Raw genomic sequence first — 10,691 nt, 5'->3', positions numbered from 1 at the left:
TTCCTGTGCAGGCCCTGCTGGCGTCGCTGGACGCCCTGGAGGACCCGCTCCCCGGAGAGTGAACCCCACACAGCCTGGAGATGAGCATCATGCCCGGACTCCTTCGCGGGGTCGCCCGCACCGCCGTCGTGGCCGGCACCGCCACCGCCGTGTCCAACCGCGTGTCCCGCCGCCAGGGCGGCCGATGGGCGCAGCAGGAAGCCCAGCAGCAGCAGGCCCAGCAGCAGATGGCAGCACCTCCGCCCCCGGCTCCGCCCGCCGCGGCACCGCCGGCCGACGACATGACCACCAAGATCGAGCAGCTGAAGCAGCTCAGCACCCTCAAGGAACAGGGTGTGCTGACCGAGGCCGAGTTCGCCGAGCAGAAGCGCCGACTGCTGGGCTAAGCCGTCTGGACCCCGTCGTGCCGCGGAGGCGGGGGGTGTCACGCAGCCGGGCGACAGCCTGCGGGCGGCAGCCTCGACCTCGACGAGCACGTCGCAGTCCTCGCTGTGTCCGATCCGCCGCTGCTCCTGGTCAGGCCGGAGGACCACGGACACCGCCGCCGCCTGGGCGGGCCCCTCATTGCGCGGCGGCGGCCGGCCCTCGCCCCGCACGGGCGTCGAGGATCGCGGCGGTGAAGCTCGCCAGCTGAGCCCGGAGTTCCTCGCGGGGCACGCCCTTCTCGCCGGCCAGATACGCGACCAGATCGGCCCGGGTCGCCGCGAGCAGCGCGTGGGCGGTGAAGTCGGTGTCACCCGGACCGGGGATGAGCCGCAGCAGGTCCCGGAGCAGCGTGTGCCAGTGCTCGTAGTGGTCGGTCCGGTAGGGGCTGTCCGCGCCGCTTCCCTCCAACGCCAGGGCGAGGTGGCGGTTGTCGAGCTTGAAGCACAGGAGGGCGTCGAGCAGGGCCGGCACGCGCCGGGGCGCCGGTGTGGCCGGGCCCAGCGGCTGCGGGCCCCGCTCGACCGCCTCCGTGATCGGTTCGAGCCGCGCCTGGTACAGCGCGCGGATCAGCCCGTTGCGGTCACCGTAGGCGCGGAAGAGCGTTGCCTTGCCGACGCCGGCCGCTGCCGCGATGTCGGCCATGGTCACTTCTTCGGGACTGACGCAACCGGCGAAGAGGGTGTCGGCGGCGGCGAAGACGGCTGCCCGGTTACGGACCGCGTCCTTGCGCGGCTTGCGTTCGACGGTCATCGGGGTTCCCTCCGGTTGCGATACGGACCGGCGGTCCGTATCTTTCGGCGGGAGAGAAACGGACCGTCGGTCCGTATCGTAGTGGACGGAGAACCGTCGTGCCCGCGACCACCTCACCCGCGGATCTGTACCGCCACAGCCTCGGCCTGCTCCTGGCCAAGGACATCGCCTCCTGGCTCGGCCTGTGGGCCGAGCACGGCGCCATGGACTTCCCCTTCGCGCCTCCCGGCTGGCCCGGGCGGCTGGAGGGTCGGGAGGCCATCGCCGCCTACATGCGTGACTACCCCGACCACATCGACCTGCACGACTTCCCCGACCTGCTGATCCACGAGACCACCGACCCGAGCACCATCGTGGTCGAGATGCGCGGAGTGGGCACTCTGGTCACGACCGGGAACCCCTTCGACATGACCTACATCGCCGTCGTGACCGTCCAGGACGGGCGGTTCACCTCCTACCGCGACTACTGGAACCCCCTCGCCGTCCAGGAACCCGGGGCGGCCTTCACCACGAACCCCACCAGGAGCAGCGCCCGATGACGGCCACCGCCCGTGCCACCCCCGCCCCCACCACCCCCGCCCCCACCACCCTCGTCATCGGCGCCACCGGCACCACCGGCAGCCGCACCACGGCCCACCTCGCCGCCGCCGGCCGGCGCGTCAAGGCCGCCAGCCGCCGGGCCACACCTCTCCCGGGCGCCGAGCCCGTCCGCTTCGACTGGTACGACCCCACCTGCTTCGGCGACGCCGTCGCCGGGGCCGACAGCGTCTACCTCGTCCCGCCCGTCGGCGATCCGGACCCGGCCGCGGTCATGCTGCCCTTCCTCGACCGGGCCCGCGCCGCCGGTGTACGCCGCGCCGTACTGCTGAGTTCCTCGGCGATCACCGAGGGCGGCCCGGCGGTCGGACAGGTGCACCGGGCCCTGCCCGGCCTGTTCGAGGAATGGGCGGTACTGCGTCCCTCCTGGTTCATGCAGAACTTCACCGGCACGCACGCCCACGCCGACAGCATCCGCGCCGACGGCGTCATCCTGACCGCGGCCGGGACAGGGCGCGTCGGATTCGTCGACGCCGACGACATCGCCGCCGTCGCGGCCCGCGCCCTCACCGACGACCGGGCGCCAGACACCGACCTCGTCCTCACCGGACCGGAGGCACTGAGCCACGACGACATCGCCGCACTCCTCACCGAGGTCACCGGCCGACAGGTGGTCCATCACCAGCTGACCTACGAGGCCATGCGCGACCGACTGGCCACGGTCATCCCCCCGGCCTTCGCCGCGATGCTGGCCGCGATGGACCGGTCCATCGCCGAAGGAGCCGAGGACCGCACCACGGACACCGTCCACCGCCTCACCGGCCGTCCGCCTCGCGACTTCCGGGCGGTCGCCGTACGGGAGCTCTCCGCCCGGTCCGCCCCGGGGGGCGCGGGCTAAGGGCTGTCGCCGGCGGTCGCGGGACAGCCCCTCAGCTCGTACTTCAACCTCACGTCGCTGCTGAGGGCTCGCCGGTGGGGAAATTGCGGTGCGTGCCGGCACCACGCCGGTCAGACTCGCTGACATGACTGAGAAGATCACCCGCATCAACCCCGAGCAGCTGCATGAGACACCCGGCTACCACCACATCACCGTGGTGGAGGCAGGCCGTACCGCCTACCTGGCGGGGCAGTGCCCGCTTGACCGGAAGGGTGGCCTCGTCGGTTCCGGTTCCCTCGAGACGCAGGTCGACCAGGTTGTCGCGAACGCGCTGACTGCCCTGGCGGTGGTGAGTGCCCAGCCTGACCATGTGGTGCGGTCGGTGATCTACGTGCGGAGCGATGAGAGGGACATGCTCGGAGCCGCATGGCGTCGGCTCACCGGGTCTGCCCTGGGCCCGGCCTTCACCACCGCCAGCACGCTCTTGGGCGTCGCCCAGCTGGGCTTTCCGGGACAGCTCGTCGAGGTGGATCTCACCGTGGCGCTGCCTGACTGACATCGAACGGCGTATCGAACCGGGTAGCCCGGCTGGGCAGTCGCGGAACGCTGGGGCGGCCCTCATCTGATCATGTGCTCCGGAGAGCATCACCGAAACCGACTCAAACCCCACAAAGAATAAGCTCAGGCGGTGTGGTCGAGGATCGCGGCGGCGACGGTCGCCCAGTCGGCACGGTCGAGCCCGTGCCCGGCGTCCTCCAGAGCCAACAGCCGCGCCCCGGGGATCCGTTCCACCAGTGCCTCACCGTGTCGGAGCGGGAACATCGGATCGGCGGTCCCGTGGATCACCAGCGTGGGTACCGCGATCGAGGACAGGGGGGCCTGCGGGACCTTGCCGTCCGTCAGCGAGTCGTGGTTGCGGGCCGCGCCGACATCGTGCGCGCGCTCGACATCGCGGCGGACGAGGCCGCGGGTGGCGGCCTCGTCGAACGGGCGCCGCCCTCCCGCGAGCACGGCCGCGTAGGCCACCTGGTAGTCGATGACCGAGTCGGCATCCGACCAGTCGACCCTGACGGCCGAGGCGAACCGTGCGAACTCCTCGGTCGGCGGTGGGAGGTCACCGTCACCGGGCACGGCGGGGGACGTGCTGATCAGGACGAGGGACCGGACGCGTCCGGCGTGATCGAGCGCAAGCAGCTGCGCGAGTGCCCCTCCGGCCGAGACCCCCACGACGTGCGCGGCCGGGATCCCGTGAGCGGCGAGCACGCGGACGGCGTCGGCGACCAGGTCCGCGCCGGTGTACCCGGGGCGGCCCGGCTCGTAGGTGAGCGACCGGCCGGTGTCGCGGTGGTCGTATCGGATCACGAAGCGCCCACCCGCGGCGAGCATCCGGCAGAAGCCCTCCTCCCACCAGAGCATCGAAGCCCCCATGCCCATGATGAGCAGGACGGGGGGATCCGACGGATCGCCGAAGGACTCCGTGCACAGTTCGATGCCGTCCGCCTCGATCACGCGCTCAGCCATCACCGCTCCTCCTCGCCCGTCCCATGATGCCCGGGTACGGGAGGCATCGGTCAGTCGGAAGCTCCCGCCGCCGCGGCCAGCAGTACGTCCACGAGCCGGTCCGCGGCGTCCGGGCGCCCGTACGCGCGGGCCCGCCCCGCCATCGCCGTCCGCCCGGTGTAGTCGGTCAGCAGCGGACCGACGGCCTCCGCGAGGGTCCGCCCGGTGACCTCACCGAGCAGGGCCACCGCGGCCCCCGCATCCGCCAGGTGCCGCGCGTTGTGCGCCTGCTCGTTCCCGGCCGAGGTGGCCAGCGGTACGAACACCGCGGGCTTGCCCAGCGCGGTCAGCTCCGCCAGCGTGCCCGCCCCGGACCGGGACACCACCACATCCGCGAGCGCCAGTACGTCCGGCAGCTCCGGCCCGACGAAGCCCGTCAGGTGGTACCGGCCCGCGAGGACCGGATCGAGAGCCGCGGCAGCCGACCGGAGCTCGTCGACGTTGGCAGGACCGCATTGGTGGATCACGTTCGCGTGGCCCAGCAGCCACGGAAGCACCTCCCGCACAACGCCGTTGATCTGCTGGGCGCCCTGCGCCCCGCCGGTGACGTAGACCGTGGGAAGGCGCCGGTCGAACCCCGCAAGGTTCAGCGCCTGCACCGCCTTGTCGGGGTGTCCGGTCAGGATCTCGGGCCGCACCGGGTTTCCGGTGACCACAGCCCGGTCACGCACCTCCGCCGGCAGCAGCGGGAGGGACGACTCGGAGGACACCGCGATCCGCGTCGCCGAGCCGGCCAGCTTCCGGTTCGCCAGCCCCAGCCGGACCGTCTGCTCGTGGAGAACCAGCGGGCGCTTGCACAACCGGGCGGCCAGCCCGGCCGGGACGGCCACGTACCCGCCCGTCGCCAGGACCACGTCCGGCCGGAAATCGGCCACGACCGCACGGGCCTGGGCCACTCCGAGCGGCACCCGTGCCATGTCCTTGACGTTCGCCGCCGAGAGCATTTTCAGGGGATTCGCCGATCTGCGGATCTTCCCCGTGGCGACCGTCCGGAAGGCGATGCCCTCCGCCGGGGCGACGCGCGCCTCCAGACCGTCCGGGGTTCCGATCCACAGCACGTCGAGCGTGCCGCCTTCGGCCGCGAGGCGGGCACGCAACGTGCGGACCGCTGTCAGGGCAGGGTAGGTGTGACCGCCGGTCCCACCGCCTGTCACGAGGAGGCGGAAGGGACGGGGGTGCGAGGAAGCGTCCATCCGGCAACCCTACTTTCCGGTCCGCCCGCGGCCTCCGATCGGGTGGGGGCACCGGCGAGGGGGCACTCGACCGGCTCGCCGGCGCAGCGCCCTGCCGGCGGGAATCCGCCCGGACAGCCCAACGGGCGCGGCCTCCGGCGGACGCCTACGCTGAGACGGCACCCCGCCGACACGCCCCTGGTCCTGCGGTCAGGGCCGGCGCGTCCGGCTCAGTTCAGCACCGAAAGGCGGTTCCGACATGGCCACCAGGTCCGACGCTCCCGTTCTCGACACGCTCGCCGCGATGACCATCGACTCCATCGAGCACTGCGGCATGGATGAGAAGACACTCATCACCACCCGCATCGCCGCCCTCGTCGCCATGGACGCCCCGGCCATCTCCTACTTGGCCCACATCAGCCCCGCGGTCAAGGCCGACTTCACCGTCGAGCAGCTGCAGGACGTGCTGGTCGCGATCGCCCCCGTCGTCGGCACCGCGCGCGTCATGTCGGCCGCCGGCCATATCGCCCAGGCATTCGGCGTGGCCATAGCGATGCTCGAAAGCGAAGCCGAAGCCATGGCCAACGCCGAAGCCGAGAGCCGCCACAAGGCGTCCTGATCCCCGTCACGAGGACGCGGCCGGCAGCCGCAGCCGGGTGGCGCCGAACCTGGCCGCGTACCAAGCCGTAGCACCGGACCTGCTGCAGTGACGACGACCGTGGAACAGCCGGGGTGTTGTCCGCTGCCCCATGAGGATATTCGCTGGCCGTTGCTTGCGGATGGTGTTCATACTGCCGCGATGGATCCGGTGACGATTGAGACCGACCGTCTGCTCCTGCGAGCCTTCACCTCTGCCGACGTGGACGCGGTGTACGGAGCCTGCCAGGACGAGGACATACAGTTCTACACCCCGGTGCCGGTGCCGTACCGGCGTGCGGACGCGGAGGAGCTCGTCGGCGATGAGCTGCCCGCTCAGTGGGCCGAGGACAGGGACTACACGCTCGGCGCGTTCCGCAAGGACACCGGCGCCCTGGTCGGCTCCTACTGCCTGACCCTCATCAGCCGCGGCGTCTGGGAGCTCGGTTACTGGGCGGTCAGGGAGCAGCGCGGACGCGGGTACTCGGTGGAGGCCGCTCGGGCCCTGTGCGACTGGGGCTGGGCCACCCTCGACGTGCACCGCATCGAGTGGTGGGCCATGGCCGGGCACACCGGCTCGCGTGCCGTCGCCGAGAAACTCGGCTTCACCGTCGAAGGGACACTGCGCAATCGCGGCATCGCCAACGATGGCAAGCCGCACGACTGGTGGGTGGGCGGACTTCTGAGGCCCTGAGGTCCGGGCCGGTGCTTCGCCGGCTGCCTCTGCCCTTATGCAGGGAAGTTCCCAGCTCGGACAGTTCCCGCAGCAGGGCGACGCGCCGCTCGGAGAGCAGTACGCCTGGCGGAAGATTGTCGTCGCATCCAACCGCCCTGGTACGCACGGCCACACCCGAGTCATCGGGGTCGACGTCGGCCGACCTCCCCGCCGCCGGCCGGCGGTTCCGGGTGCGCCGTCACCAGCTCCGGCTCCAGGCCCTGGGCGGGCGTGGTGCGAGGGCGGCCGATGTCGCTGCGCCACGCCTCGAAGGCCAGGGTGGTGGCGGTGACCACGGCGAGGCCGAGGAGCCAGCCCCCGACCACGTCGCTCACCCAGTGCACGCCGAGCGCCACCCGCGTGCCGCCGACGCCGAGCACCGCGGCCACCGCGAGCGCCCAGGCCCACGGGCGCCACGCGCGCGGCACCAGCGGGAGCAGGACCAGCAGCAGTACGGCGCAGGACGTGGTGGCCGTCATGGCGTGCCCGGAGGGGAAGGAGAAGCCGGGCGCCTGGGACACCGGGTCCGGCAGGTGCGGCCGGGCGCGCTCGACCGCGTTCTTCGCCAGCAGGCCCACCAGACCCCCCGCGACGGCGGTCACGGCCGCCCAGGCGGCCAGCCGTAGCGCCCGGTGCCACAGCAGCCACACCACCACCGCGGCCACCAACAGCCGCATGGTCAGCGGCCCCCAGGCGACGTGCGTGAGGAATTCGAGCACCCGGACCCAGGCGGGGTGGTCGAGGGCGGTGCGGTGCAGCCACTCGGCGGCCCCCTGGTCGAGGCGGCGCAGCGGCGGCCACCGCGACTCCACGAGGACCAGCGCCAGGGAGAAGGGCACGGCCGCCAGCGCGGTCACGGCGGAGGTCGCCACCAGCCGCATGCCGAACCGGGCATCGGGCCCGGTCCGCCCGGACATCAGTCGCGCGAGCAGCCGCCGAGGCCGGGCCCGGGGCCGGTCGGATCGCTCCGTCATGGTCGGTGGGTTCCTTTCCTCGTGCGGTGGGGCAGGGTCCGGCGGGCCCGTGGGGCGGTGCCTCAGATACCCGGGTCCGCCGTGACCGGCTGGGGCACGCCCGCGCGTACGGCTTCCAGCTGGGCGGCGAAGGACAGGCCCAGGAAGAGGGCGAGTGAGGTGAGGTAGGACCACAGCATCAAGGCCATGAAGGCGCTGAGCGGCCCGTACACGGTGGTGAAGGAGCTGTTGGCCCCGACGTACAGACTCAGCGCCCAGGTCGCGCCGAGCCACAGCACCACGTAGACGGCTGAGCCGAAGGCGAGCCAGGTGTAGCCCGGCTGGGTGCGCCGCGGGGAGCGGCGGAAGACGGCGCTGGTGGCCACCACGGCCAGCAGGATGCCCACCGGCCAGCGCAGCACGTCCCACGCCCGGTGCGTGGTCGGTCCCAGGTGGTACACCTCCGCCATCGCGAGGCTCAGGTCGGAGCCGAGCACGGTGACCGAGAAGGCGAGCCCGAGGGGCAGCCCCGCCGAGAGCGCCATCACCAGGCCGCGGGTGTACTTGTGCAGGAAGGGACGGTCGCGCTCCACGCCGTAGATCCGGTTCGCGCCGCGCTCGACCTGGCACATGCCCGTGGTGACATTGGCGATCGAGAACAGCAGCCCCAGCCAGAGGGCCACCTCACCGCCGTCCCCGGCCTGGCGGCGGCTCTCCCGCAGGGCGTCGTCCACCACGCCCTGGCTGGGACCGCTGACGAGCCGGCGGATCGTCAGCTCTGCGATCCGCCCGATGTCCTCGGTGTGCAGCACGCCGGACAGGCCGATGAGCGCGATGGCGAGCGGCAGGATCGCGAGGACCGTCTGGAGGGCGAGGGCCCGGGAGTGGCTGAACCCGTCGGCGTACCGGAACCGTACGAAGGAGTCCCGTACGAGGTTCCAGCCGCCGTAGCGGCGCAGCGAGGCCCACGCCTCCTCGGCGGAGAGCTCCTCGCCCTCTGTCCGCAGCTCGGCCTCCGCTGCCTCCACTTCGCTCCGCTGCGGTACGCGTGTGGCCGTGCCCATGTCAGTGCACCCCGTCCGGCCGACCGGTCCGCGCGGGTGGGCGGGCCGCGAGCTGTGCCCCGTCGGGCTGCCGGGCCACGGCGACCGCCCCGCTCACGCCGGCTGTCCCGGCCGGCCCGCGGCCGCGTCCGGGCAGACAGACGCGCAACGCGCCCGGCTCGACCTCGGCGGTCAGCCGGGTTCCGGCGGCGAAGGCGTCACCGTCGAGCTCGCGCGGCTGGGGCCGGGCGAAGCGCAGCTCGATCCGCTCGGCGCTGAAGTACTCCAACGCCCCGCGCGCCGCCCGCCGGTCCTGCCCGGCGGAGAGACGCGGCCCGGGCGCCTGAGCCGCCGAACGGGTCAGGAGGTGGCCGGCCGCCGCGAGCCATCCCGCGACACCACGCGGATCGAGCAGCACCACTTCCAGCCGGCCGCTGTCGGGGCGGGCGTCCGGCAGGAGGGGCAGCCCGCCCTGCAGGGAGCCGACGTTGCCGAGGACCACCATGCGGGCCCGCCGTTCCACTGGAGCGCCCCCGTCGAGCCGGACCGACAGACGCATCCGGGGATCGCCGAGGTGGCGCAAGGCCGAGAGCACGTACGCGGCCCAGCCCAGGCGCTTCTTCAGCCGGGTGGAGGCGTCCCGGACCATGGCGGCGTCGAACCCGGCCCCGGCCATGACCGTGAAACGGGTCGGCGCGAGTCCGTCACCGTGGATGCGGCCCACGTCGAGCCCCACGGCCGTCCCGGCCAGGGCCTCCCGCAGGGCCGTGCCGGGATCGGAGGGCAGCCCCAGGTTGCGGGCGAGGAGGTTGCCGGTGCCGCAGGGGACGATCGCCAGCGGGATCGCGCCGCCGGACAGCACGTCGGCGCAGGCCCGTACCGTGCCGTCGCCCCCGCAGACCACCACCAAGGCGGTGTCCGCCTCGGCCACTCGGGCGGCGAGCGCCCCCGCGGGTTCCTCGGCGGCGGTCGCGGTCCACACCTGGTCCGTGTAGCCGTGCCGGTGCAGCACGGCCCGCACCCGGGCGGCCGCGCCGTCACCGCAGCCGTGCGGGTGGCGGACCACCACGGCCCGGCGCGGCCCGGCGAGGGCGTCGGAAGGGGCGGAAGCTTCGAGGGCGGCGGGAGTGGCGGGAGCGGCGGCAGGTATCGCGTCGGCGCCGGGGGCGTCGTCCGGGCGGCTCCGAGGCGCGGGGAGGCCTGCCGGGGTGCTCGTACCGGGGGCCGACAGGAGCAGCGCGTACGTCATCACCAGCAGGATGCACCCGCCGTTCAGCAGCCCCGCCACGACGTCCGAGGGATGGTGCATGCCCCGGTACACGCGGGAGACCGCCACTGCCGGCGGGACCAGCAGGAGCAGCCCCACCACCAGGCCGCGCCGGGCACCGCGCAACCGGCCGGCCGCGAGCACGGCCAGCCCGCCGAAGAGCGCCGTGGCAGCCCCGACATGCCCGGAGGGGAAGCTGGAGGTCGGCGGCGCTGCGTCCAGGTGCGGTACGTCGGGCCGGGCACGGCCCACCACCAGGGTGACGAGCAGGAAAACGGCGGACTGAGCGGCCACGGCCGCGGCCAGGAACGTGGCATCCCGCCATCGGCGCACCCGGGGGACCAGCAGCAGGCCCAGCACGGCGACGAGCGTCAGCGTGACGATGCTCTCGGTGCCGGCCAGCAGCGACAAACCGTCCGAGAGCGCGGTGGCGAGGGCGTCGCGCCGGTCCGCCAGGGCCCGGTTGACGCCGTCCTCAACCGTGAGCGGCCACCGGCCGGCCAGCGGCCCGGTCACCAGCAGTCCCAGACCTGCGACCGAGGCCGCCTGCAAGGGCAGCAGGAGGAGGAGGAGGCAGCCGGATCTCACGCCTGCAGTCTGTGCGTTGCTCATGGACGACGTGTTACCCGGCCCGGCCCGGTCATGCGTCCCGCCGACGCCCCGACCGCGGGCGCGCCCCGGTCGGCGACCGAGGGGGATCGCCCGCCCGGGCGCACGGACAAGCACCGCAGGGACCATTTGCGGCAGGGCGTCCC

Annotated in this window: 12 protein-coding genes; 6 read left to right on the top strand and 6 right to left on the bottom strand. The window is 73.2% G+C overall.

Going from position 1 to position 10,691, the window contains the following annotated elements; translation table 11 throughout:
* Positions 1 to 89 precede the first annotated feature (89 nt).
* Positions 90 to 386 (top strand): SHOCT domain-containing protein, encoded by a 297-nt coding sequence (locus ACWGIU_RS17380; RefSeq protein WP_453706701.1) that lies wholly within the window; start codon positions 90 to 92, stop codon positions 384 to 386.
* 175 nt (positions 387 to 561) lie between these two features.
* Here ACWGIU_RS17380 and ACWGIU_RS17375 read toward each other — a convergent pair whose 3' ends face one another.
* Entirely contained in the window at positions 562 to 1,176 is a 615-nt protein-coding gene (locus tag ACWGIU_RS17375; RefSeq protein WP_453706700.1) for a TetR/AcrR family transcriptional regulator, read from the bottom strand.
* Positions 1,177 to 1,274: 98 nt separating this feature from the next.
* On the opposite strand from ACWGIU_RS17375, the gene ACWGIU_RS17370 reads away from it, so the two are divergent.
* The 3 genes from ACWGIU_RS17370 to ACWGIU_RS17360 all read left to right on the top strand — a co-directional run bounded on the left by ACWGIU_RS17370 (position 1,275) and on the right by ACWGIU_RS17360 (position 3,146).
* Positions 1,275 to 1,715, top strand: a complete 441-nt coding sequence (locus ACWGIU_RS17370) for a nuclear transport factor 2 family protein (RefSeq protein ID WP_453706698.1) — start codon at positions 1,275 to 1,277, stop codon at positions 1,713 to 1,715.
* Positions 1,712 to 2,611: an NmrA family NAD(P)-binding protein gene (locus ACWGIU_RS17365; protein WP_453706696.1), complete on the top strand. Its 900-nt coding sequence runs from the start codon at positions 1,712 to 1,714 to the stop codon at positions 2,609 to 2,611. Before ACWGIU_RS17370 ends, ACWGIU_RS17365 begins: the two co-directional genes overlap by 4 nt.
* A 124-nt stretch (positions 2,612 to 2,735) precedes the next feature.
* Positions 2,736 to 3,146: a RidA family protein gene (locus ACWGIU_RS17360; RefSeq protein ID WP_453706694.1), complete on the top strand. Its 411-nt coding sequence runs from the start codon at positions 2,736 to 2,738 to the stop codon at positions 3,144 to 3,146.
* Positions 3,147 to 3,271: 125 nt separating this feature from the next.
* On the opposite strand, the gene ACWGIU_RS17355 is transcribed toward ACWGIU_RS17360, so the two are convergent.
* Together ACWGIU_RS17355 and ACWGIU_RS17350 are read right to left on the bottom strand one after the other, a co-directional pair.
* On the bottom strand, positions 3,272 to 4,111 hold the full coding sequence (locus ACWGIU_RS17355) for an alpha/beta fold hydrolase (RefSeq protein ID WP_453706692.1): 840 nt from the start codon (positions 4,109 to 4,111) through the stop codon (positions 3,272 to 3,274).
* A gap of 50 nt (positions 4,112 to 4,161) precedes the next feature.
* Entirely contained in the window at positions 4,162 to 5,343 is a 1,182-nt protein-coding gene (locus ACWGIU_RS17350) for a UDP-N-acetylglucosamine--N-acetylmuramyl-(pentapeptide) pyrophosphoryl-undecaprenol N-acetylglucosamine transferase (protein WP_453706690.1), read from the bottom strand.
* Between the two features lie 238 nt (positions 5,344 to 5,581).
* Between ACWGIU_RS17350 and ACWGIU_RS17345 the strand changes: the two genes are divergently transcribed.
* Positions 5,582 to 5,941, top strand: a complete 360-nt coding sequence (locus tag ACWGIU_RS17345; protein WP_453706688.1) for a carboxymuconolactone decarboxylase — start codon at positions 5,582 to 5,584, stop codon at positions 5,939 to 5,941.
* Positions 5,942 to 6,121: 180 nt separating this feature from the next.
* Entirely contained in the window at positions 6,122 to 6,652 is a 531-nt protein-coding gene (locus ACWGIU_RS17340) for a GNAT family N-acetyltransferase (protein ID WP_453706686.1), read from the top strand.
* Between the two features lie 161 nt (positions 6,653 to 6,813).
* On the opposite strand, the gene ACWGIU_RS17335 is transcribed toward ACWGIU_RS17340, so the two are convergent.
* From ACWGIU_RS17335 to ACWGIU_RS17325, 3 genes are all read right to left on the bottom strand, one after another.
* On the bottom strand, positions 6,814 to 7,647 hold the full coding sequence (locus tag ACWGIU_RS17335; RefSeq protein ID WP_453706684.1) for a phosphatase PAP2 family protein: 834 nt from the start codon (positions 7,645 to 7,647) through the stop codon (positions 6,814 to 6,816).
* 62 nt (positions 7,648 to 7,709) lie between these two features.
* Positions 7,710 to 8,690, bottom strand: a complete 981-nt coding sequence (locus tag ACWGIU_RS17330) for a YihY/virulence factor BrkB family protein (protein WP_453706682.1) — start codon at positions 8,688 to 8,690, stop codon at positions 7,710 to 7,712.
* A gap of 1 nt (position 8,691) precedes the next feature.
* Positions 8,692 to 10,548: a diacylglycerol kinase family protein gene (locus ACWGIU_RS17325; protein WP_453706681.1), complete on the bottom strand. Its 1,857-nt coding sequence runs from the start codon at positions 10,546 to 10,548 to the stop codon at positions 8,692 to 8,694.
* Positions 10,549 to 10,691 lie beyond the last annotated feature (143 nt).

Source organism: Streptomyces sp. NPDC054840 (genome assembly GCF_053611065.1).
The sequence above is the reverse complement of the archived record's forward strand: the minus strand, read 5'-3'. Positions and strand labels throughout refer to the sequence as shown.

What these genes read in the sequence shown, in the direction of transcription:
- ACWGIU_RS17380 (WP_453706701.1), top strand. Translation starts at nt 90, where the DNA reads ATGCCCGGACTCCTTCGCGGGGTCGCCCGCACCGCCGTCGTGGCCGGC.
- ACWGIU_RS17365 (WP_453706696.1), top strand. Translation starts at nt 1,712, where the DNA reads ATGACGGCCACCGCCCGTGCCACCCCCGCCCCCACCACCCCCGCCCCC.
- ACWGIU_RS17355 (WP_453706692.1), bottom strand. Translation starts at nt 4,111, where the DNA reads ATGGCTGAGCGCGTGATCGAGGCGGACGGCATCGAACTGTGCACGGAG.
- ACWGIU_RS17375 (WP_453706700.1), bottom strand. Translation starts at nt 1,176, where the DNA reads ATGACCGTCGAACGCAAGCCGCGCAAGGACGCGGTCCGTAACCGGGCA.
- ACWGIU_RS17335 (WP_453706684.1), bottom strand. Translation starts at nt 7,647, where the DNA reads ATGACGGAGCGATCCGACCGGCCCCGGGCCCGGCCTCGGCGGCTGCTC.
- ACWGIU_RS17350 (WP_453706690.1), bottom strand. Translation starts at nt 5,343, where the DNA reads ATGGACGCTTCCTCGCACCCCCGTCCCTTCCGCCTCCTCGTGACAGGC.
- ACWGIU_RS17345 (WP_453706688.1), top strand. Translation starts at nt 5,582, where the DNA reads ATGGCCACCAGGTCCGACGCTCCCGTTCTCGACACGCTCGCCGCGATG.
- ACWGIU_RS17340 (WP_453706686.1), top strand. Translation starts at nt 6,122, where the DNA reads ATGGATCCGGTGACGATTGAGACCGACCGTCTGCTCCTGCGAGCCTTC.
- ACWGIU_RS17325 (WP_453706681.1), bottom strand. Translation starts at nt 10,548, where the DNA reads ATGAGCAACGCACAGACTGCAGGCGTGAGATCCGGCTGCCTCCTCCTC.
- ACWGIU_RS17360 (WP_453706694.1), top strand. Translation starts at nt 2,736, where the DNA reads ATGACTGAGAAGATCACCCGCATCAACCCCGAGCAGCTGCATGAGACA.
- ACWGIU_RS17330 (WP_453706682.1), bottom strand. Translation starts at nt 8,690, where the DNA reads ATGGGCACGGCCACACGCGTACCGCAGCGGAGCGAAGTGGAGGCAGCG.